Below are 21,602 nucleotides of genomic sequence, written 5' to 3' on the forward strand. Positions count from 1 at the left end.
AATTTGTTATTCACCCTTTTTTTCGCCTTGATAGATTATCAAAGGATTCAAACCCAACGTTTTACACGGTTAAAGTTGGCGTTGGTTTTCCAGCTGTTTTTATGTTGAGTACCGCAATACCTAGTACGATGATACCGCCGATGATACCCGTCAACATCTCAGGATAAATTAATAGCAAAGCACCAATCGCTAAGATGACACGAGTCACGGTATTCATCTGACCTCTAAAATACCCCTCAAGTGCTGAGCTTAGTGCAATCACACCTGTTACTGAGGTCACAACCACCGTGATGATATCTACAATAGGCGGTAGTGGGAAGTCTTTTGCCGTAACAGCGAGTCCAGTTGGGTCAATCATCAGCATCGTAGGATTATAGATGAACATAAACGGTACGATAAATCCAGCGAGTGCCAGCTTGAGCGACAAGAATCCTGTCTTCATCGGATCGCCGCCCGATATACCCGCACCAGCAAAGGCCGCTAGACACACAGGCGGGGTAATATTGGCAAAAATACCAAAATAAAAGACAAACATATGCGCTGACAAAATTGGAATATCAAAACCAGCCAACGCTGGTGCCGCCATCGTCGCCGTAATGATATAGGCAGGAATAGACGGTAATCCCATGCCTAATACCATAGATGCTAGCATGGTTAAAATAAGCGTAAAGAACAACGATCCCGCGCCTAGCGTGACGATAGAAGATGTCATGACCGTACCGAAACTGGTCAGACTCACCACCCCAATGATAATACCAACGACCGCACAGGCCGCCATGACTGCAAGCGACTGACGCGCACCATCTTCCAACGCACCTAAAATATCAGAGAAGCTCATGCGTGTCTCAGCACGTAGCATACTGATGACAACCGTAAAACCAATGGTATAAGCGGCAGCATAACCGACAGGTACATTTTTGATTAACAAGAAAACCAAAAAAACAATCGGCAATAGCATATGACCACGTGCTTTTAGGACTGCTTTTACTGCTGGCAGATTTTCTTTAGCGATACCTTTTAGATCGCGGCGACCAGCGCGGAAGTGTACCTGTGCAATCACACCCAAATAGTACAGCACGGCTGGTAATAGGGCTGCAAGCGCAATCGTGCTATAAGGCAAACCTGTGGTCTCTGCCATAATAAACGCACTGGCACCCATAATTGGTGGCAAAATCTGCCCACCTACAGACGCACTCGCCTCAACTGCACCCGCGAAATCCTTGTGATAGCCGACTTTTTTCATCAGCGGAATCGTAAAGGCACCAGTACTCACCACATTTGATAATGCAGAGCCGTTGATACTGCCCATAAAGCCACTAGAGATGACCGCTACTTTTGCAGGCCCGCCTTTCTTATGACCTGCGATGGCCAATGCCAAATCATTAAACAGCTGCCCCATCCCTGAGCGTGCTAAGAACGCACCGAATAAGATAAACAAGAAAATAAACGTCACTGACGCACCGATCGCGACAGAATACAGACCTTCTGTTTTTAGGAATAATTGACCGAAAATATCACCCATATCATAAGGGCGAGTCAAAAGTCTGTCAGGCATAAAATCCATGTGACTGACAAACGGATAGGCTAAGAATATCCCTGCCAATATCGGCAAAATCCAACCTGTGATACGGCGACTGCCCTCTAACACACAGACTACGGTGATTAGTGAAAATATCACATCCATCTGGTTCGCCATACCGCCGCGCGAGGTCACAATATCTTGATACTCGTAAATCAAGTAGCCCATGCCAGATAAGGACAGCGCAAACCAAAGCCAGTCATACCATGCGACTCGCTTACGACTGCTTTTTTTGCTGGCGGGGAAAATCAAGAAAATCAAGGCAAAACCAACACCCACGTGTACGGAGCGCTGTAACAACGCGGGCATTGGGTTAAAGGTAATATACAAATGAAAGAGCGAATAAAAGATACAAATACCAGCGATAAAGTACTTCACTGGTCCTTGCGTGATATGACGTGTGATTGACTCTCGGTCGTATTTTTCCAATACCGCTCGGTTGACAGCCTCAGCATCTTTATCAACGTCAGCATCTGGCGTGGTATTCACGCTATCGTGATCCGTCACTTGGGAGTTCATGACAAAAGTCCTTTTTAAATCTATCAATTAAACCATACATCTTAGGCATGATTACCACTTCAGAATAGTCTGGCACCCACTGGTGAATCAAGAAACGATGACCACCGTAATCGATCTCACCCTTGGTCAGTCTAGACACGACCCAATTGAGATTGGGCAGTTCTTCATTAATTTGATACCCGAGATAGCCAGGTTTTTGTATGGGAGCGAGTGGTTCAGTTGAGGGGGTCCCAGCACCGAACGCTTCAAAGTAAGTGGTGGTGAGTAATAACGTAGCATCTTCTGTACTGGTTTTATCTAGACGCTGATACTGCTCTTCCCACCACTGCTTCTCTACAGAATGTATCCAGCGCAGCTGAAAATCAGAGTCGGCGAAATAACAAACCTTGTCATCATCACCCTCGACTGCAACTCGCACTTCCACAACGGATTGGAGCATCAAACCCATCCATAGCATAAAAAAAACCAGCGCTACAATGAATGCGGCGCCAGTTGATAACCAACATGAATTACTTGGCTGCTTGTTCGTCATAGTACTTCTTAGCACCAGGATGGATTGGAGCGACCATACCCTCACGAGCCGTTTCTAAGCTGATGTCATTAGCCGCTTGGTGTGCTGTTTTTAGACCGTCCAAATTATCAAACAAAGCTTTGGTTAGTTTATAACCATCAGCTTCAGACAGATCAGAGCTAACCAACAACGCATTCATGATTGCTGCAGTTGGAACATCTGTTTCATTGCCATAAGTGCCCGCAGGGATAGCAAAGGTTTTAAAATAAGGCTTGTTCGCAATGATTTCTTTTAGCTTGTCTTGGTTGATAGTCACAATCTGTAGATCAAGGCCTTGCTCTAGCTCCATTAGAGATGAGTTTGGTAGACCACTACTAAAGAATGCCGCTTCAATCTTACCTGCTTTCATGCCGTCAGCCGCTTCAGCAAACCCTAGATAATCAACGGTGACATCATCATAAGTGATGCCAAACCCTTCTAGTAAGGTGCGAGCGTTTACTTCTGTGCCAGAGCCTTGATCGCCAACAGCGATACGCTTGCCGCGCAAGTCTTCAATATTTTTGATGCCAGATTTTTTCGACGTGACGATTTGCACGACGTTAGGGTACAGTACTGCAATCTGTTGGATGTTCGTGATTGGCTGCTCAAAGTTGTTTTTGCCTTCGACTGCATCAGTGACCACATCACTCAATGCCAATACCATATCGACTTTGCCTTGGGTCAATAGATTGACGTTTTCAACCGATGCACCAGTGGTTTGGGTTTTCGAGTTAACGCCAAAGTTTTTGACATACACCTCAGACAGTGATGTACCGATGATGTTGTAAGGACCAGAGGCGCCGCCGGTCGCGATAGTTACAAATTTAGTATCCAGCGTATCAGTGGCAGCCTCAGTTGCCGTACTATCTGCCGCAGCGGTATCATCACCTTCTGAGCTTGGTGATGAGCATGCGGTCAAGCCTAGTGTGGCGCTTAAAATAGCTGATAAAAGTAATGGAGACTTTAGAGAGTTGAGCATTGAGTTCATCCTTGAAGTAATCGATTTAATACATCTAACGGTATTAATAAATTGGCATTAATCCGTTACAGCTGAGTCATGATATAGCAATTTTTGTCATAAATAAACTAAAGTATTTTTTCTCTTTTGCTTTCAATGCCTTATATACAAGGCGCTTTGAGAAATTAACCTTACTTTACTGTCTGATTTACGCGTTACAATGTTCCGCTAAGTGAAACAGTGTTCCATATATTTAATCAAAGTTTGTTTGCGTTGTAAACCTTTATCGCTATCAATGACTACTCAGCAAATGCTTATCCTTATTTCATATTGTTTATAACAACATAGTCGATAATGGAGAGTGGGTCAGATTTTTCGATTTATTTTTATTACTATTCAAGTTCTGCTATATTTCGTACAGACATTCTTTATTGATGCGGTATCTAAGATATAGTCGGTTCAATATGATTTGGATACAAGGAAGCCGAGTGAAAGTACTACAAGCAGTAGCCTCAGTAAGGCTGACACCGTATCCAGTTTATAGAGGATTGACTATGTATGGATATATGCTTTATCAGCTAAGACAACATCATCGTTTCTTATAACCCAACTTGGATAACTTTTATGACAATATCTACAATAGAAGCATCAGAACCTTTGTCTGCTGATATCGCTATCATTGGCGGTAGTGGTCTTTATCAGATCCAAGCATTGACCAATAAACGCAGTATTACGGTACAGACGCCTTATGGCAGTCCATCTGATAATATTGTTTTGGGTGAGCTAGAAGGTGTGACCGTTGCTTTTTTGACGCGGCATGGTCAAGGTCATAGATTAACCCCATCTGAAGTCCCCTATCGCGCTAATATCTATGCGCTAAAAACATTGGGCGTACGCTATATCGTCTCGGTATCAGCCGTTGGCTCTCTACAAGAATCACTCAAACCATTAGACATGGTCGTGCCAGATCAAATGATTGATATGACCAAGCAGCGAGTAAGTACGTTCTTTGGCGAAGGCGCAGTTGCTCATGTATCAATGGCAGACCCACTATGCCCTGCTTTATCGGATATATTGACACGTGCCTATCACCAAGCAGATATTATCGAGGGTAACTGTCACTCGCAGGCAACTTATATCTGTATTGAAGGGCCTCAGTTCTCAACTCGTGCAGAGTCAGAGTGGTATCGTCAAATGCAAGCAGATATCATTGGCATGACCAACATGCCCGAAGCCAAATTGGCACGTGAAGCCAGCATGGCTTATGCAACATTGGCGTTAGTAACCGATTTTGATTGTTGGCACCCGACCGAAGAAGCTGTCAGTGCAGACTATGCGATAAAAAATCTGCTGAAAAATGCTGAAAATGCTCAACAGGTGATCCAAAAAGCCGTTGCTTTGATTGCTGCTGAAATGCCTGAATCCATCGCTCATAGTGCGCTTGCACAAGCATTGGTCACGCCTGTGGATATGATGGATGAACATACCAAAATCAGATTGGCAGCGTTACTAGCGTAGTCTTAAAGCGTATCCTCCATTGTGAACTGACTACTTCTAATTAAAAAAAGGCTATTATCTCAAATAATAGCCTTTCTTTGCTTTAGCATATAGGTCTGAAATTTATACTAAATACACGCCTTTACTCTTAACAACAGTCGCCCATACCAGACGATGGCATCATAGCCTGATCAAATGGCATCAGTTCACCGCACCCTGCAAAAATACCATAGTGGCGACTGTCATCACCAATAAATTTAAAATGCGGTGCAAAGCGAGATTCTTGTAGCATCCGAAAGGTATTGCCGCAGACAGGAAATACCCGGCCCGCCTCAATCGCATGATGCTTATCTAGATCAAACCGATGCGGGGATTGCTCGATAGATCCTTTGTATATCACCGCTTGTCCATGATCTTCACAGGCATCTTCTAGCGCGGCAATCTTAAACAGGCGATAAGTGGCTGAGAAAAACTGTATATCACCGATTTTGGCAGCCAATACTGGATCTGTAATCTCAAGCGGGCGATCTTCGACCAGACGTGGGTCTAAAAACCCTGCGCCTCTTGATAAACGAACAAAATCTTTCCAGTATAAAGCGCCACTCAAACACTCTCCATATAAGACAGGGTCATCGATTAGATGCTGCGGGATACGGCGATCAGCATAGACGTCAGAAAAATAAAATTCGCCGCCAGGCTTGAGCAGTCTCTGCACGCTCGCCATCACGGCAGCCTTATCTGGTGATAAATTGATAACGCAGTTTGAGACGATAATATCGAAGCTACCATCAGCAAGATCCAGTTCATCTAGTTTTTCGATATAACCATGCAAAAACGTCACATTGTCATAGCCAAACTGCTCAACATGATAGGCTTGATGTTCCTTTGCAACGGCTAATTGCTCGTCAGTCATGTCCACACCGACCACATGACCGCTCTCACCAACCAGTTGCGCGAGTGCATAGACATCGCGACCTGAACCACTGCCTAAGTCCAAAATCCGGCAGCCTTCAAGCAATGCAGGACATACCAGACCGCAACCGTAATAACGATTCAATACTTCATCATGGATATTTGCGAGCAATGGCTTTAACCACACAGGCATATTGCTAATATCACAACATGCCGAGGTTTTTAGATCATCGGTACCTTGCAGCTCTTTTCCATAGTAATTTTGCACGACATCATGCATGACAATATCCTTATTAGTAGTAAGATCCAATTAAAAGTTAAGTGAATAACGGTAGAAAATCATATTTGATTTTTAGATTTTGTTGAGCGTATTGCACCAACCTGACGGTAAATGCTGTAAGTCTTCAGGCTCATCAATATCATGCAACGCTGGTAATAGCGCCAGTGTCCACCCTAATGCCGCGATACGTTGCTTGGTCACGTCAGCGACGCTCGCCGTACTCCAGCTGATGTCTGAAAAAAGGCTGCTATCAATCTGCTTGAACCCAAGCAACACATAACCTCCATCGGTTGCAGGAATCATCACCGTGTCATATTTCTCCAGCTGCTGTACGGCGGTCTGTATACGCTCTGCCGTGAGACTAGGACAGTCTGTCCCAATTAAGACAACTTTTTCACATTTTTCTAATGCGCTCTGACTGGCTATCAACATACGCATGCCCAAATCGCCATCTGCTTGAGCAGACCATTGCATTGACTTGGGTAGATCAAATGCTTGCCAGCACGGGTCGTCTGGCGTGGGACTCACGCATAGCTCGACCGCAAAGTCGGTAGCAACTGCTTGCTCGATACTATGTAGTAGCAGATTTTTTGCCATATGTGCAGCGCCATCAACACCTAATGCAGGCTGTAGACGAGTCTTTGCCATATTTGGTGCAGGATATTTAGCAAATAGAATAATGCCTATTTTTTGCTGGCGTGCTTGCGAGTCAGTTCTCGCGGTGCGAACAGTGCGAGGGCTTGAGTGCATCAGTAAAAGTCCCTTTCTTTTCTTGTCTACAATATCGATAAATTAAGTTGTTTTCTCGCGATTTAAATACTTATCGCAACCTCGGTGTTGAGTGCTTATCGCCGTATTATCTGTGCTACTTGTAATAGCGCTGTTTCAAAACATCAGGCGATACGCCGCGCCAATAATCAAAACGTAAATGCCACATCAAAAAAACCGTGCGAAACTTTCCATGTTGCTGCCAGCGCCGCGCTGATGTCGTCACTTTACTCTTTAGGCAAGCAGGTCTACTGATATTTTTTAAGCGCTTACATAGCTCAATATCTTCCATTAACGGCTGATCAGCGTAACCTCCGAGTTGTTCAAACACGGATCTTTTGACAAAGATGGCTTGATCACCTGTTGCAACACTGACCAAACGCGAGCGCTTATTAATCATTGTACCAACGACTTTAAGAAGCGGATGAGTGCTGTCCAAGCGCACATCAAAACGCCCCCATTTATGCTGACGCACTGCTATCTCTACCTTGTCTATCGCGTCAGTCGGCAGCTGAGTATCTGCATGCAAAAACAGCAATACCTCACCCGTCGCTTGCCCAGCACCAGCATTCATTTGCCGCGCGCGTCCAGCGATAGACTCAATAACAAGCCAGTCAGTCAATGAGTGCGTCCTACTTGACACATCTTTTAGCAACTCTCTAGCGATAGAGACTGAACCATCATTTGAGCCACCATCGACTAGGATAACTTGCTGCGGAACAGGTCTGAGCCTACTGATATGACCAATAAGCTGCGGCAAGTTATCCGCTTCATTTAACAATGGAACAATGATAGAGAGGTTCAATGTATGTACCGTCATAGTAGGCAATTGCTAACCAATATCAATTGGAGCCTCGTCTTATTTTTTGTTCAGATTCCAATCATAATCAGTGTAGCTGATTTTTATCTTGCCCTGCTTTAGATCTGCTGTTTGCGCTTTGTTCAGCCCTAAAGATGAGCCATAACGACCCAAAAACCCTTCCAGATCATTGGTACCACGCCAATTGGTAGCAAAGTCTTCTTTATACCATTTAAAAATCGGGGACACGCTTAGCGTACTTCCCTTTAGGCGGTTACGGCTACTGTCTGCCAAAAACTTAGAAGTTGCCTGCTCTAATTGACTGTTTAGACGTTTACCAGTAAAAGCATCATCTTGCAGTGCAGGACAGCCAATACTGGCACAGTTGACCGCAAAATGAATACGCGGATCGTTGTAACGCTTGGAGCCACGAATGAGATTATGCTCGATATCATCAAGCGAGCGTGTCTTACCTAATAATGGAATAAAATCCTGTTTCCACGGCGAACCAAACAGACCACCGATATCTTTGATGGATTTAATATTCGGATATTTCGTCAATACCAAGTCGACCGTACCAGCATTATAAACATTGATCAAAAATGCCAACTGCTCGTTTTTGCTCCAGCGATTAAACTCTGCTTGAGACACTTTACTCGTCGCCTCAAGATAACTTGTCAGCTTGCTCTTATCCGCCTTCATACCAGCATAATTGACCACAGAGGCTTTGCCACCATTGGTCATGGTTACATGTTTATTTAATAAACTGTCCCAGCTTTGATGGTTAAAGTCAGCATAAGCGGCTGCACTTGATGATAAGATCGCGACCGCAAGGACTGGTTGCACGATTACCGTTTTCGCTGAAAAATTGAATCTTGACATAAAACTAACTCCATTTGAGTCGATGATATTCTTTGTATAACTTTTTCGATGTGCTTCTTACAATCGTGTATATAAACGACAGACAGTATTGACTGCCAATAAGATCTTACTGCACATAGATATTTACGGTACATAAGTGCTTATTACAGGTAGTTGCTTATCTTTGCTAATCACTTACGACCAGTTGTCATCTATTATGGGTATAGAATACTAAATAGCCGTGTCTACTATCGTTTGATCTGTGGTTTCTTCCTCTAGCGCACCGCCGCAACTACTGCCCTGTCCTGCTGTACAGCCGTAGCAATGATCAGCAATGGCAATGGCATCTCCAGAGGGATCTTGAGTCAGCAGATCACGTAGGTGCCGACGCGATTTATTGGGTACAGGAATCTCTAGTTGCTGATTGAAATCACAGTCAAACAATTCACCAAGCCAGTTGACACTGATGGTCGAGCGACACATCACCTCGGCTAAGTTGTCTGCCACGTAGTTTTCTTTGAGCAAGTCCATATAGGGATGGAATTCATTTTTGGCCAGTAGTACTGCACCAAAGCGCTGGATAGGCATATTGGTCAATGCAAACAGATGATTGAACTCGATATTGAAGTGTTCTTTTAGCTCACGCTTATAATCCGCTTCAAGCTGTTGCTGATTGGGCGGCAGCGTAGCACCTTGTGGGTTGTAGACCAGGTTCAACGTTAGGTTTGAATCGGACTTACCGTAGCCTAACTGGTTGAGTTTTTGTAGCCCCAATATACTGTCGTCAAACGCACCCTTACCGCGCTGCTTATCTACGTTTTCTAGGGAGTAGCACGGCAGAGATGCGACTACATCCACTTGATTGTCTGCTAAGAACTGCGCCATATCCTCATAGTCATCCTCCATGAGAATAGTCAGATTACAGCGATCTATCACTTTAACACCCAATGCACGAGCTGCTTTTACCAGATACTTAAAATCTTCATGCATCTCAGGCGCACCGCCCGTCAAATCGAGCGTATCTATATTTTGTGCTTGTAGCACCTTGGGTATCAACTCAACCAACTCACGCGACATCATTTCTGTACGATAAGGGCTGGCTGCTACATGGCAGTGCACGCAGGACATATTGCATAAATAGCCCATATTGACTTGTAGTATTGTCAGTTTACGGCGTTTGATAGCTGGAAAGTCAGTATGCTCAAGTAATTCGATAGTCGATTTCATAATGGTATAAAACCCTGTTAGTCACACAACTAAAAAATAATAGCGCAAAGTCAAAAAAGCTTTAGACAAATACAAGTTACTGCTTTCGCTTACTATTTAAAAAATAGCACCTTGTATACTTCCCCGTTACTTTACGGTTTACCTAACCAATCATACCTCATTGTGAATCAATATTGACAACCAATATTATGGATATTATCTTTTATTCCAAATGAGCATGACTACAAATAGGATTTTACAAAGCGTTTATCAATATACCGTTTGAGATACCATAGCCCGCGACCTTGTAAGCTCCAGTCTCCCCAACTGGCAATGGCGTATTTGTCACCGCAAGACAATAGATACAACGTGCGTGCTTTTGGTTGATACTCTTGCATAGACTCGCCTTTTAGATATGCAAATAGATTATCATCTTCTACCGCACCGCCATGCACCGCATGGACACCTGAATGCGCCACCTCTTTATCTACGCGCGTGGCGACATCACCAACTGCAAACACATTGGGATGAGAGATGCTTTGTTGCAGATTATTAACTGCGACAAAGCCTTTATCTACTGTCTGAAGATCCGTGTTAATCGTCCATGCAGCACCCACTACGCCAGTTGCAGCGATCACAGCATTCATCGGCAACGAGTCATCTGTCGTCGATAGGTGGCCGTTACGATAGTCAATTGCTCGCTCATAAACTATTTTAATACCGTGGCGATGCAGCTGCCTAATAACGCGCTCTTGAAACCGTGCATTAAATCCTGATAACAGTTGCTTACCGCACACCAAGGTCACTTGATGGTTATTGTTGATATGCTGTAGCGCGACTTGAGCGGCCATAACCAACTCGGTCGCGGCAGCCCCTGCGCCAACGATAGCCAGTTGATAGTTATCAGACTGCTGAGCATCCGCCAATATCTGCTGCCAGTGTGTAATGAATGCTGACAATGGACGAATAGCAATCACGCCTGCTAACGACTCTAACCACCTGATATCCGTATCTGCACCCGTGTTGAGTGACAGCACATCATAGTCGAGCGCTAACGCCTTATCATCAGCTAACGTCTCGTCACCAGTCGACATATCATTACCATCAGTCACTACAGTATTTGATGCGGCATGGACCTGAGTAATTGCCTGCTGAATAAATCGTACACCCGCACGCGCGCACAGTGATTTTGTATCGATACTGATGTCATCAAGTTGGTAATGTCCTGCCATCCAACCAGGTAGCATCCCAGAGTATATGGTCTGCGTCTGCTCACTAACCAAACAAATATCAATATCGCTCGTGTCTAGAGATGCGTCACTAATTTGGCGCAGCATACCAATATGAGCGTGACCCGCCCCTGCTAATAAGAGTTTCTTTATCGGTGAAGGTTTCATAGGCAACTTATCAAGGCTGACGGTGTGTTTAAGGGGTGTCTTAATAGACGACTTTAGGGCATATGGTTATTAGATATTTTCTAAAAGTAACATATAATTGAGAGTCTTCTGTTACGGGCAGACAGTAAGAGCGTAAACGGCTTAAAAAGCTCAACGTCTTTTAACAATATTGACCACACTCAGCTTTGTCGTTAAATTGTCCATGGCGTTTGTCCGGCTAATCATGAATTTTGTAAGCATACTGCTCGAAATAATATAAAATTATTTACCTACGCTGATGACAAAACACTTAGTATAGTGAGTCATAATAGAAGCCACGTGATAGAGTGATTTTTTAGAAGGCTATCTTTCAAGTTTTCAAGTAGCTATTTTTGAGACATTATTTTGGAGCATTATTTTAAGATTTTTTCTTTAAAACATAGCTCTTTAAGATCTAACTCTTTGTGACCCTGCTTTGTAAGATACTGCTCTGTGAGATATTGCCCAATGCATTGTCACTCTCAAAACCTATCAACAAAAAATACAGACAATCAAAACCCGTCAAGGAACCTTATATGAGTACCCCTCTCGATACCAATAATGACCATATTCTCTCATCCGATAACACCCATTATTTACATCATGACTTCTTTGAACCTCGTGACAAAGGTATCGATATTCGCGCAACGTTACTGATCGTGCATGGAATGGCAGAACATGGTGGTCGTTATGCAGATTTTGCGCAGTTTTTGGCGGACAATGGTATTGCGGTAGCGACCTATGATCACTTGGGTCATGGGCAAACTATCAAAACCGACGCGGATTTAGGGTTTTTTGGTGAAGAACATCCCGTGCAGTCGCTATTAAAAGACGTGATTGTGATGGCAGACAATCTAAAAGCCCGCCATCCCGATGTGCCGCATTTTGTTATGGGTCATTCTATGGGCTCTTTTATCGTGCGCAACGTGCTCAAACATCACGCACATAACTTTGCTGGGGCGATACTAATGGGCTCGGCGGACGCCAACCCACTGACCAAAGTTTTGCTTCCTATCAATAAGATATTGGCAAAAATAGCACCAAGACAGCCCAATACAGTGCTGGCAAATACCATGAATAAGATACTCAACAGCCAACTGAAAGATCGTACTGCATCATCGAAGTTTGCGTGGTTGAGTGAAAACACGGCTAACATTGAGGCCTATGAAGCCGACCCAAAAACAGGTTTTGACTTTACTAATAATGGCTTTATGACCCTATTTACCCTAATGGATACAGGACTAAATAAAGGCTGGGCAACCACCATCGCCAAGAATTTCCCGATGCTGTTTATTAGCGGTGAGGATGACCCTATTGGTAATATGGGACGCGGTATCCGCAAAGTTGTTGGCCGATTACACAAGCAAAAATTCAATCGTGTTGATATTCAGCTGTATCCTGCTATGCGCCATGAAGTGCTACACGAAACAGACCACCAGACTGTCTACCAAGATATTTTAGCGTGGATAAACAATACCTCGCCAGATGCTTAACAGCGGCAGCTTATTCTTTTTTACAGCATATTTCAGGGATTTTATCATCCATACTGCCATCACGAGACACGGAACTTATTTGCTAAACGCTGCCAAATTAGCGACAATACGGCAAGTAAGTTTTTGACCCAGTGAATCCTATAAATAAGCCACACCTCAAAATCAATTATGTTGTGAGGTATGGCCTATTTGAGATCAGGTCAGACCTGTTATATCATTATAATACTGAGTTACCTCCCCTTTCACTTATCTTAGGAATTTTTATGTCGTTACAACAAACTATCGAACAGGCTTTTGAAAATCGCAATGAGTATAGCCCAAGCACTATGCCACAAGACGTACGTGATGCTATCAGTCAAGTGCTTGAGCAGTTAGATAACGGTAGCCTACGCGTCGCAGAAAAGAAAGATGGCGAATGGGTCGTCAACCAATGGGCAAAAAAAGCCGTACTACTATCATTCCGTATGAACGACAACTATGTTCAAGCAGCGGGCGAGCATGTACAGTTTTATGACAAAGTACCAACTAAGTTTGCTGACTGGACCGAAGCACAGTTCAAAGAAGCAGGCGTACGTGTGGTACCGCCAGCAGTTGCTCGCAAAGGTTCATACATCGCAGCAGGTGCAGTATTGATGCCATCATACGTCAACATTGGTGCCTATGTTGATCAAGGCGCTATGGTTGATACCTGGGCAACCGTTGGTTCATGTGCCCAAATCGGCAAAAACGTCCATCTATCAGGTGGTGTTGGTATCGGCGGTGTATTAGAGCCATTACAAGCAAACCCTACTATCATCGAAGACAATTGCTTCATCGGTGCACGCTCTGAGATCGTTGAAGGCGTGATCGTCGAAGAAGGCGCTGTTATCTCTATGGGTGTCTACATCGGTCAATCTACACGCATCTATGATCGCGAAACTGGTGAGATTCATCGTGGCCGTGTACCAGCAGGCTCAGTTGTTGTACCAGGTAGCTTGCCTTCAGAAGACGGCACGCACAGCTTGTACGCTGCAATCATCGTAAAAAAAGTCGATGCGCAAACTCGTGCAAAAACATCAGTAAATGAGCTATTACGTTTAGCCTAGTATTTTTCATACTCATAGCCTCGTACCCGAACGGTACAGATGGTAATAAATCTTCTTTATCAAAGACGCTGAAGCAAACTTCAGCGTCTTTTTTGCACCTTAATAGATACTGTTGCGTTATAATCCATTTTTTGGCTTTGTCCAAACAAAATCATCTATAACAAAACCTGCCTTTTTTACTACGATTGACAACGGCTTAATCGCTTTGTCAGCCTTTAACTGTATTTGACATATTATGAGTGAATCACTATTACGCAACGCCGCTATTCCTGTTACTGATCCTGAAGCAGGACTGCGTCTGACCGAGATTTTTTATTCTTTACAAGGTGAAGCGATAACATCAGGCTTACCGACGATATTTGTCCGTCTCACAGGCTGTCCGCTGCGCTGCGTTTATTGTGATACTGAATATGCTTTTACTGGTGGCGAACGTCAGTCTTTAGAGACCATTATAGAGACCATCAAAAGCTATCCATGTAAGCGTATCTGCCTGACGGGCGGTGAGCCATTAGCGCAGCCGAATGCTATCGAGCTGATGAAACGCTTGCTGAGCGATGGTTACGAGATATCTCTTGAGACAGCAGGTGCCCTCACCGTAGAGAATGTGCCGCCAGCAGTCAGCAAAGTCATGGATCTCAAAACGCCTAGCTCAGGCGAAGTCGACAAAAACCTATGGTCAAACCTCGACTATCTCACCGAACATGACCAAATCAAATTTGTCATCATGAATCGCGAGGATTACGACTGGGCCAAAGAAAAATTAATAGAGCATAAGCTAGATGAGCTGGTCGGAACCGTTTGGTTTTCGCCAATGTTCAACGTTGCAGATGATATTGATGAGCAGCTTAGCCCTGAAGTACCCGTATTGGCACGGGAACTTGCTGAGTGGATGTTGGCAGATGCCCTGCCTGTGCGCTTTCAGTTGCAGTTACATAAGATTATCTGGGCGGATGCCAAAGGCAAATAACACAACAATCGATGACATATCGTCTATCTAGGATAGATATACAAACCGCAAGCATTTTCAAGGAGGAAATATGATAAGACTGATCTTACTGGGGCTACTGTCAGGTGCGTTTTTTAGCTCAACGTTCGTGTTAAATGAGCTGATGAGTGCGGCTGGTGGGCATTGGTTTTGGTCAGCGAGCTTGCGCTACGTATTTATGCTACTGCTACTGACGGCGATGATTGCTGTTCAGCACGGTGTGGGACGCATTGGGGAGCTTTGGACGATTTTTCGTCAGCATATGGGTTTTTGGTGCATCACCGGCAGTATTGGTTTTGGATTGTTTTATACCGGTATTTGCTATGCAGGTGATCATGCCAGTGGATGGGTTGTCGCGGCAACCTTTATGTTTACAGTCGTCACCAGCTTGCTCGTCTTATTGGCATTTGGACAGCGCTTTGACAAAAAGTTCATCGTCTATGCGCTAATTGTCTTCGTTGGTGTGGTACTGGTTAATATCAGTGAAGGTCTACACGCCCCCACTGATACCAACGCTATTCCACTGACCCAAATGCTGCTATATGGTGCACTACCGGCGCTAATCGCTGCATTTAGCTATCCTATTGGCAATCAATTGGTCTGGCAGGCTTCTTATAATGCCAAGCAGCATAAAATCAAAGAACAAGACGGCCAGCAACAGGCGCAGCCAATGCGTGCTGAGACCGCATTACTAGCCAGTGCTCATGATACCGCTGATACCCATAGCACTCCGCATGACACTACCGGTAGCTCTACCCTTCAGACTCTGATCGGACGTATCCCTGTTATCGACACGTACTTACTGCAGAACGCCTTTAACAAAGTGTGGTTAATGACCGTAGGGAGTTTGCCATTTTGGCTTGTGTTAGGCATTATAGTCCGCCCTGAGTTGCCAGGCGGCGCGCAGGTATTCAATACGCTACTGGTTGCTTTACTATCAGGCGTGGCTGCGACTAGCCTCTTCTTATATTCACGTGAGCAAGCGGTGACCTCAAGCGAGGTAGCGGGCGTCGACTCGACTCAAGCAAGTGAAATCATCTTTGCTTTGATCGGTGGTATGATCCTGCTGGGCAACCCACTCCCATCAATCCTAGGATTGGTCGGTATTGTGTTGATTATTATAGGTCTAATACTGTTTGCAAAAGATGGCTAAATGATGATCCAACAGCAAACCAGCTTCGTTTAGGTCATCATCGCCATACCCGCTCTAACAACACATTCAATTATTTTTGATGATCAAGATTTGGCAATATAACCATGGTTAATGATTTAATTTTTCCCGATATTCTATTATATTTATTAGATATGGTAGGTATCATCGCTTGTGCGATTGCAGGAACGCTACTCGCGCAGCACAAAGGCTTTGATATTGCTGGTTGCATATTGGTTTCTATGGTCAATGCCATCGGCGGTGGAACCCTACGTGACATGGCACTAGACCGTCATCCCCTATTTTGGATGACTGATCTCAATTATGTGATCGTGATTACTGTAACGTCTCTTATCCTGCAGATATTTTTCCATCTCTACCACAAAATTGATAATGCACTTAAGCTTTTTGATGCTATTGGTCTGGCGGCATTTAGTGTTATTGGCTTTAAGGTTGCATTGACACAAGATATGTCGCCGATTATTGCGATAATGATGGGCGTTTGGACGGCCATCATTGGCGGAATGCTACGTGATATTATCTGTAATGAGATACCCCTCGTACTACAACGTGAAATTTATATCACTGCCAGTATCGCAGGATCTGTGACTTATTTATGTCTACAGTACTTGGGCGTAAGTGCTAGTATTAATGAGTTTATTATGCTTTTTGTGATTTTTGCCGTGCGTATGCTAGCACTTAGATATGACTGGCATCTGCCCTCTATTCGTTTGGTTGCTTAGTTATTAGCTGCTTAGTTGCTAATTACTTAGTTGCTAGCTACTGCATTTGCGATGGCAGGCTTATGGTAGTTTATTAACTAAGACAGTCCCAATGACGATCATTGAAAATAGTGAGAATGACTTATGTTGGCTATCGCACTGGATCCTGCCGTCCTAATCACTACTTTTGATCCGCGCTCTTTGATATATTTTTTTGATATGATCGGCATTGTCGCCTGTAGTGTTTCAGGAACGATTCTGGCGAAGCACAAAAACTTTGACGTCTTTGGTTGCTTGCTGGTATCAATTGTCACCGCTATTGGCGGCGGCACGGTACGTGATGTAATTTTGGACCGTCATCCGCTATTTTGGATGGTAGATATGAGCTATCTGACGCTCATTACTATCTCGTCACTGGTGATGCAGATCTTTTTTCACCCGAACTCAAGGCGCGTCGACAAGTTCCTCAAGCTATCCGATACCATCGGTTTATCTGCATTCACATTGATAGGTATCAAGGTCGCTGATAGCATGGGCGCCAATGTACCGGTAGCACTATTATTGGGTGTGATTACCATTATTGTTGGCGGCATTATCCGCGATATGATCTGCAACGAGATTCCACTGGTACTACAGCAAGAGATTTATATTACTGCCGCATTAACTGGTGGTATTCTCTACTTTGCGCTCAGAAACCTAGGCGTGACAGACTGGATCGTTGATATCTCTACCATGAGTACGATATTTACTTTACGTATGCTGGCTATCCGCTATGACTGGCAGTTTCCGACACTCGAATGGAAATACTAATCCAAAATCAAAAGATGGCAACTGGTATGAGTACACTCAAGCTTGATGGCACTCACACTATTTTAGCCTTAGCCCTGTTCTACTACCGCTAGATCTTTTATCATCAGCTGTAGGCTTTGCTTGCCATTCCATTCATTAATATCTAACTGAAACAGCAAATGTACTTTTTTGGCACGGTAATCCCAAGCATCACTGTCAAAATTAAAGCAAATCGCATCAATTGGATACTGAACGTCTGGATAGCGTAGCGATAGCTTCAGATGCTTGTCTTTTAATATTTTAAAGCTGAGCACATCAAAGACGCCATCAAACAGCGGCGGTGCAAATCCATGACCCCAAATACTGGCATCTGCGAGATGTTCAGCAAACCATAGACTAAAGTCACTCGCCTGCAAAGACCCATCAGTGAATTTTTGCTCTGCAAACACGTCGTCGTTCATCTGAGCCATCACTTCATCGAACGCTGCGACAAATGCTTCAAAGTTACGGCGTTTGAGGGTCAAGCCTGCTGCCATCGCATGACCACCAAAATGGCTGATCAAATCCGGATATCGCTCGGCGACTTGTTCAATCGCATCACGAATATGGACACCTGGAATAGACCGTGCTGAACCTTTGATGGCACTGTCTTCATCCGTATGCTCAGTGTCTGCTGGCGCAAAAACGATACTGGGTAGATAGTGGCTTTCTTTTAACCGACCAGCAACAATACCAATAACCCCTTGATGCCAGTCATCTTGATACAGAACGATACTACGAGCGCCTGTCTTGCTTGCCTGACCAGGGGTAGCCTCTAAAGTGATTACATCATCGTGATTGTCACTCTGGTTATCGCCTATATGCTCATCAGTATTAACATCAGTCTCAGTACTAACGTCGCTATCATTAATATTGTCAGTGGTTAATGCCTGCACAATACTATCTGCTTGTGCCCGCATCTCGCCTTCTACATGACGGCGTGTACGGTTTAGCTGTTCAAGCTCTTGCGCCAAACGCTGTGCTGTGCTCCAATCTTCGGTTAATAAGCACTCAATCCCAATACGCATGTTATCCATACGTCCAGCAGCATTGATACGTGGTCCTAACACAAAACCAAAATCCTGTGCCTGAAGCTGTTTCGGGTCACGGCCTGCTTGCTCAAGTAATGCCAATATACCCATACAGCAGCGACCTTGACGAATAGCAGACAATCCATGATGTACCAAGATACGGTTATTCTTATCGAGTACGCCAACATCTGCAATGGTTCCAAGCGCAACTAAGTCCAGATACTGACTGACCTGTACTGTAGACTTGCCCGCTTGGCGGCGCAGCTTTGCCAGTCGTCCAAGGACATAAAATGCCACGCCAACCCCTACCAGTGCTTTACTAGTAAAGTCGCAAGCAAGTTGATTAGGGTTTACGACGGCCTCAGCAGGTGGTGTCTCTTTAGTCGTGAGATGATGGTCAGTGATAATCACCGTAATACCATCAGCTTGGGCGCGCGCCACGCCTTCATGGCTAGAAATACCGTTATCGACTGTCACTATCAGATCTGGACGATAAGTCTCAATCCCTAGCTCAACAATCTCTGGCGTGAGTCCATAACCATACTTAAATCGATCTGGCACTAAAAAATCAACAACCGCATCCATCGCAGTCAGCGCACGCATCATCAGTGCGGTACTGGTTGCGCCATCGCAGTCAAAATCCCCAACAATGAGGATTCGCTTACGCTCATCGATAGCAGTATCTAATAGATGGACAGCGTCAGTAACACCGTGCAGCATATCAGCTGGCAACAGACCAGACAAAGCTGTCTCAAGCTCATCAGGCTCCATGATACCTCGCCCTGCATACAGTCGGGCAAGTGTGAAAGATTGGGCGGCAAGTGGTTGCAACGCAGTGGGTAGCTCGTCGATGCGAGTACCAGTATAACGGGAGGTTAAATTTAGCATGAACGTATTCTACTGGCTTTAGAGCGTGCTCACAACGACAATTTATAATGCCTCTGTATACTATTCATGGTTGCATATGCTTATCAAAATATTAGCTTCGCAAACACTTTAGATAGGTGATTGATTTGTATTTTCATCATCGTGTAAAAGCTGACATGTATAGGCACAGGCAGTCCTGTATTTACAAAAAGGGTGCATAGTGACAGTACTTTTCTGCATTTTGCTACAAAGCAATGATTGTATGCCGCTGATAAATACATAGAATAGTAAACAACTGAGAGACTTGCTATTTATTGAAATTTTAATTATCAATATTTTAACCATTTATAAGGACACTTTATGAAAACCACCCCAGCTGCTGAAAAACTACCGAATACAATCGATCCTAGCTTGGATCTTGATCAAGTCAAAAAAGAATGCCTAGGCATGGTAAAAAAGCGCGCCAGAGTATCTGCAGGTGTTGCTGTTATTCCTGTACCGTTTTTTGATGTGGCGGTCGATGCTGGTATGTTGACGCAATTGATTCCTGAAATCAGTGAGCGCTTTGGTTTGATTGAAGATCGTCAGTCAGCCATCAATTTAGAGTCACGTGAAGTGCATTGGAGTGCTGTTAAAGACCGTACGGTAGACTTTGCTGGTCTGATGGCAACGCGTGGTATCGTCAAAAAGACAATTCAAGGCTTCGGTGGTCGCATCGCTGCAAAACAGGTTACTAAATTTATCCCATTGGGCGGTCAATTGGTTGCTGCTACCATGGGCTATACCATCTTTAAAAAGATCGCTACTGACCATATCAATGAATGCTACAAGCTAGCAAAAGACATTCAGCAAAAAGAGCACGGCAAAAACGTCTAATATCAGCCATATTTTGCAAAAAGCCAGCTGAGAGACATTCTCTTAGCTGGCTTTTTTATGCGTTATCTAGTTGAAAGCTGACCCCAGCCATTGGTTCATGATGTCATTGCGATGTTTTACTGATAATATGTAGCTTTAGAGACTACCCAACACCTTAAAGGATTAATTCATGAAAAAACTTTTGGCTTCAACAGTCATGCTAGCCACTTTTGCGCTAGCTGGATGTACCACAACAGGTGCTACAAATAGCGGTACAGGTACAGCAATCGGCACCGCAAACGAGATTGGCATGAATGTCTTTAGAGCTGCGATCGACAACCAATGCCGTAGCCAAATTGAAAAACAAACCGCTTGGCGTGTTGCAAGCGTCGCCATGACAGAAGCACAGCAAGAATCGGTCAAAACCAACGTTTGTGGTTGTGTCAGCGAGCAAGCACCGCAGCAAGTCACCATTGTTGAGTTGGGCAATGCCGCTATTGATTCTCAGTATCGTACTCAGTTGGTAGCGCAAGTAGTCGCAAAATCCCTACAGAGCTGCTATGCAAGTTTTGTTCAATAGAATATATAAGCATGAAAAAATAGTAAAAAAAGGGGTGCATTGTAAGTAATGCACCCCTTTTTTTGCTACTCAGCTCTATACTGCGCAGCCTAGAACTTGTTTTCGTCTACTGGATTTTGCGATATAGCAGCGGTAAAAGGAAGCACTTGGCTACGACGAAAGTACTTAGAAGAGCTATCAATAATTTTATCTACTTCCTTGATCAAATCATCGATTACATCATCATAAATACCATGATACAGCTCTTTCTCAAATGCTGTAAATGGGTGCTTACGCGATGCCGAACCTACTTCTGTTACCCCTTCTTTACTATAAAAAATATCTACGCGGCCGTCACTATTTAGCACACAGTTCAATCGACCCCCTTCGAGTTCCATCTCTACACGCTCAGGCATAAAAATATAATCATCCACATTGATGAGCTTTTTTTCTACTTCTCTTTTAAAAAACGACTTGATATCAAACATAGTACAGTACATCCCTAACTTTATAATTATCAGATACGTGAGCATGCCCAGTTGTATATTATTTATACGACATTTATATATGTGCTTATCGGGTCATGCCTTACTGAACCATCCTATAAGATAGGAAAAAGTTATTTAAGGTACAATATGTAAAACTGCGTTTGATGTTGGTAAAAACCCGCGGTCAATTTTAGT

Annotated in this window: 20 protein-coding genes; 9 read left to right on the forward strand and 11 right to left on the reverse strand. The window is 44.1% G+C overall.

Features of this window, described 5'->3' with window-relative positions; genetic code table 11:
- Window positions 1-61: 61 nt before the first annotated feature.
- Genes NJD71_RS03515 through NJD71_RS03525 form a run of 3 tightly spaced genes read right to left on the reverse strand, consistent with a single transcriptional unit; the run spans window position 62 to window position 3,627 of the window.
- Entirely contained in the window at window positions 62-2,098 is a 2,037-nt protein-coding gene (locus NJD71_RS03515) for a TRAP transporter permease (protein ID WP_319050570.1), read from the reverse strand.
- On the reverse strand, window positions 2,070-2,630 hold the full coding sequence (locus NJD71_RS03520) for a DUF1850 domain-containing protein (protein WP_319050571.1): 561 nt from the start codon (window positions 2,628-2,630) through the stop codon (window positions 2,070-2,072). The genes NJD71_RS03515 and NJD71_RS03520 overlap by 29 nt, the downstream gene beginning before the upstream one ends.
- Window positions 2,608-3,627 carry a TAXI family TRAP transporter solute-binding subunit gene (locus tag NJD71_RS03525; RefSeq protein WP_319050572.1) on the reverse strand — a complete coding sequence of 340 codons (1,020 nt, stop codon included), beginning with the start codon at window positions 3,625-3,627 and terminating at the stop codon, window positions 2,608-2,610. The genes NJD71_RS03520 and NJD71_RS03525 overlap by 23 nt, the downstream gene beginning before the upstream one ends.
- A 603-nt stretch (window positions 3,628-4,230) precedes the next feature.
- Here NJD71_RS03525 and mtnP point away from each other — a divergent pair.
- A complete protein-coding gene (mtnP, locus tag NJD71_RS03530; protein WP_319050573.1) occupies window positions 4,231-5,124 on the forward strand; it encodes an S-methyl-5'-thioadenosine phosphorylase in 894 nt (297 codons plus the stop codon).
- 127 nt (window positions 5,125-5,251) lie between these two features.
- On the opposite strand, the gene NJD71_RS03535 is transcribed toward mtnP, so the two are convergent.
- The 6 genes from NJD71_RS03535 to NJD71_RS03560 all read right to left on the reverse strand — a co-directional run bounded on the left by NJD71_RS03535 (window position 5,252) and on the right by NJD71_RS03560 (window position 11,326).
- Window positions 5,252-6,295: a methyltransferase domain-containing protein gene (locus NJD71_RS03535; protein ID WP_319050574.1), complete on the reverse strand. Its 1,044-nt coding sequence runs from the start codon at window positions 6,293-6,295 to the stop codon at window positions 5,252-5,254.
- Between the two features lie 72 nt (window positions 6,296-6,367).
- Window positions 6,368-7,045 carry a TIGR04282 family arsenosugar biosynthesis glycosyltransferase gene (locus NJD71_RS03540; protein ID WP_319050575.1) on the reverse strand — a complete coding sequence of 226 codons (678 nt, stop codon included), beginning with the start codon at window positions 7,043-7,045 and terminating at the stop codon, window positions 6,368-6,370.
- A 115-nt stretch (window positions 7,046-7,160) separates the two neighbouring features.
- The gene (locus NJD71_RS03545) at window positions 7,161-7,883 is read right to left on the reverse strand and encodes a TIGR04283 family arsenosugar biosynthesis glycosyltransferase (protein WP_319050576.1); all 723 of its coding nucleotides are present in this window, start codon (window positions 7,881-7,883) and stop codon (window positions 7,161-7,163) included.
- A 39-nt stretch (window positions 7,884-7,922) separates the two neighbouring features.
- Entirely contained in the window at window positions 7,923-8,744 is an 822-nt protein-coding gene (locus tag NJD71_RS03550; RefSeq protein WP_319050577.1) for a DUF547 domain-containing protein, read from the reverse strand.
- Between the two features lie 210 nt (window positions 8,745-8,954).
- On the reverse strand, window positions 8,955-9,950 hold the full coding sequence (gene arsS / locus NJD71_RS03555; protein ID WP_319050578.1) for an arsenosugar biosynthesis radical SAM (seleno)protein ArsS: 996 nt from the start codon (window positions 9,948-9,950) through the stop codon (window positions 8,955-8,957).
- 221 nt (window positions 9,951-10,171) lie between these two features.
- Window positions 10,172-11,326, reverse strand: coding sequence for an FAD-dependent oxidoreductase (locus NJD71_RS03560; protein WP_319050579.1), 1,155 nt, complete (start codon window positions 11,324-11,326; stop codon window positions 10,172-10,174).
- Between the two features lie 554 nt (window positions 11,327-11,880).
- Here NJD71_RS03560 and NJD71_RS03565 point away from each other — a divergent pair.
- The 6 genes from NJD71_RS03565 (at window position 11,881) to NJD71_RS03590 (ending at window position 17,589) form a co-directional block, all read left to right on the forward strand.
- Window positions 11,881-12,837: an alpha/beta fold hydrolase gene (locus NJD71_RS03565; protein WP_319050580.1), complete on the forward strand. Its 957-nt coding sequence runs from the start codon at window positions 11,881-11,883 to the stop codon at window positions 12,835-12,837.
- Between the two features lie 263 nt (window positions 12,838-13,100).
- Window positions 13,101-13,922, forward strand: a complete 822-nt coding sequence (dapD, locus tag NJD71_RS03570) for a 2,3,4,5-tetrahydropyridine-2,6-dicarboxylate N-succinyltransferase (RefSeq protein ID WP_319050581.1) — start codon at window positions 13,101-13,103, stop codon at window positions 13,920-13,922.
- A 235-nt stretch (window positions 13,923-14,157) separates the two neighbouring features.
- Window positions 14,158-14,889 carry a 7-carboxy-7-deazaguanine synthase QueE gene (gene queE, locus NJD71_RS03575; protein ID WP_319050582.1) on the forward strand — a complete coding sequence of 244 codons (732 nt, stop codon included), beginning with the start codon at window positions 14,158-14,160 and terminating at the stop codon, window positions 14,887-14,889.
- A gap of 70 nt (window positions 14,890-14,959) precedes the next feature.
- The gene (locus tag NJD71_RS03580; RefSeq protein WP_319050583.1) at window positions 14,960-16,060 is read left to right on the forward strand and encodes a multidrug resistance efflux transporter family protein; all 1,101 of its coding nucleotides are present in this window, start codon (window positions 14,960-14,962) and stop codon (window positions 16,058-16,060) included.
- 104 nt (window positions 16,061-16,164) lie between these two features.
- The gene (locus tag NJD71_RS03585; RefSeq protein WP_319050584.1) at window positions 16,165-16,800 is read left to right on the forward strand and encodes a trimeric intracellular cation channel family protein; all 636 of its coding nucleotides are present in this window, start codon (window positions 16,165-16,167) and stop codon (window positions 16,798-16,800) included.
- A 123-nt stretch (window positions 16,801-16,923) separates the two neighbouring features.
- A complete protein-coding gene (locus tag NJD71_RS03590) occupies window positions 16,924-17,589 on the forward strand; it encodes a trimeric intracellular cation channel family protein (RefSeq protein ID WP_319050585.1) in 666 nt (221 codons plus the stop codon).
- Window positions 17,590-17,657: 68 nt separating this feature from the next.
- Here NJD71_RS03590 and recJ read toward each other — a convergent pair whose 3' ends face one another.
- Window positions 17,658-19,526: a single-stranded-DNA-specific exonuclease RecJ gene (gene recJ / locus NJD71_RS03595; protein WP_319050586.1), complete on the reverse strand. Its 1,869-nt coding sequence runs from the start codon at window positions 19,524-19,526 to the stop codon at window positions 17,658-17,660.
- Window positions 19,527-19,865: 339 nt separating this feature from the next.
- Between recJ and NJD71_RS03600 the strand changes: the two genes are divergently transcribed.
- Window positions 19,866-20,381 carry a hypothetical protein gene (locus NJD71_RS03600; RefSeq protein ID WP_319050587.1) on the forward strand — a complete coding sequence of 172 codons (516 nt, stop codon included), beginning with the start codon at window positions 19,866-19,868 and terminating at the stop codon, window positions 20,379-20,381.
- Between the two features lie 169 nt (window positions 20,382-20,550).
- Window positions 20,551-20,940, forward strand: a complete 390-nt coding sequence (locus NJD71_RS03605; RefSeq protein ID WP_319050588.1) for a hypothetical protein — start codon at window positions 20,551-20,553, stop codon at window positions 20,938-20,940.
- Between the two features lie 89 nt (window positions 20,941-21,029).
- Here the strand turns inward: NJD71_RS03605 and NJD71_RS03610 are convergent, their stop codons facing one another.
- Window positions 21,030-21,407 (reverse strand): hypothetical protein, encoded by a 378-nt coding sequence (locus NJD71_RS03610; RefSeq protein WP_319050589.1) that lies wholly within the window; start codon window positions 21,405-21,407, stop codon window positions 21,030-21,032.
- Window positions 21,408-21,602: the final 195 nt, after the last annotated feature.

The sequence above is a fragment of the Psychrobacter sp. PP-21 genome, assembly GCF_033790785.1.
GTDB lineage: Bacteria > Pseudomonadota > Gammaproteobacteria > Pseudomonadales > Moraxellaceae > Psychrobacter.

Excerpts from the sequence above, each read along its gene's own strand:
- recJ (WP_319050586.1), bottom strand. The coding sequence starts at position 19,526 with ATGCTAAATTTAACCTCCCGTTATACTGGTACTCGCATCGACGAGCTA.
- dapD (WP_319050581.1), top strand. The coding sequence starts at position 13,101 with ATGTCGTTACAACAAACTATCGAACAGGCTTTTGAAAATCGCAATGAG.
- NJD71_RS03590 (WP_319050585.1), top strand. The coding sequence starts at position 16,924 with ATGTTGGCTATCGCACTGGATCCTGCCGTCCTAATCACTACTTTTGAT.
- NJD71_RS03520 (WP_319050571.1), bottom strand. The coding sequence starts at position 2,630 with ATGACGAACAAGCAGCCAAGTAATTCATGTTGGTTATCAACTGGCGCC.
- NJD71_RS03580 (WP_319050583.1), top strand. The coding sequence starts at position 14,960 with ATGATAAGACTGATCTTACTGGGGCTACTGTCAGGTGCGTTTTTTAGC.
- NJD71_RS03540 (WP_319050575.1), bottom strand. The coding sequence starts at position 7,045 with ATGCACTCAAGCCCTCGCACTGTTCGCACCGCGAGAACTGACTCGCAA.
- NJD71_RS03560 (WP_319050579.1), bottom strand. The coding sequence starts at position 11,326 with ATGAAACCTTCACCGATAAAGAAACTCTTATTAGCAGGGGCGGGTCAC.
- queE (WP_319050582.1), top strand. The coding sequence starts at position 14,158 with ATGAGTGAATCACTATTACGCAACGCCGCTATTCCTGTTACTGATCCT.
- NJD71_RS03550 (WP_319050577.1), bottom strand. The coding sequence starts at position 8,744 with ATGTCAAGATTCAATTTTTCAGCGAAAACGGTAATCGTGCAACCAGTC.
- NJD71_RS03565 (WP_319050580.1), top strand. The coding sequence starts at position 11,881 with ATGAGTACCCCTCTCGATACCAATAATGACCATATTCTCTCATCCGAT.
- arsS (WP_319050578.1), bottom strand. The coding sequence starts at position 9,950 with ATGAAATCGACTATCGAATTACTTGAGCATACTGACTTTCCAGCTATC.
- NJD71_RS03585 (WP_319050584.1), top strand. The coding sequence starts at position 16,165 with ATGGTTAATGATTTAATTTTTCCCGATATTCTATTATATTTATTAGAT.
- NJD71_RS03610 (WP_319050589.1), bottom strand. The coding sequence starts at position 21,407 with ATGTTTGATATCAAGTCGTTTTTTAAAAGAGAAGTAGAAAAAAAGCTC.
- NJD71_RS03535 (WP_319050574.1), bottom strand. The coding sequence starts at position 6,295 with ATGCATGATGTCGTGCAAAATTACTATGGAAAAGAGCTGCAAGGTACC.
- mtnP (WP_319050573.1), top strand. The coding sequence starts at position 4,231 with ATGACAATATCTACAATAGAAGCATCAGAACCTTTGTCTGCTGATATC.
- NJD71_RS03600 (WP_319050587.1), top strand. The coding sequence starts at position 19,866 with ATGAAAACCACCCCAGCTGCTGAAAAACTACCGAATACAATCGATCCT.
- NJD71_RS03515 (WP_319050570.1), bottom strand. The coding sequence starts at position 2,098 with ATGAACTCCCAAGTGACGGATCACGATAGCGTGAATACCACGCCAGAT.
- NJD71_RS03525 (WP_319050572.1), bottom strand. The coding sequence starts at position 3,627 with ATGCTCAACTCTCTAAAGTCTCCATTACTTTTATCAGCTATTTTAAGC.
- NJD71_RS03605 (WP_319050588.1), top strand. The coding sequence starts at position 20,551 with ATGAAAAAACTTTTGGCTTCAACAGTCATGCTAGCCACTTTTGCGCTA.
- NJD71_RS03545 (WP_319050576.1), bottom strand. The coding sequence starts at position 7,883 with ATGACGGTACATACATTGAACCTCTCTATCATTGTTCCATTGTTAAAT.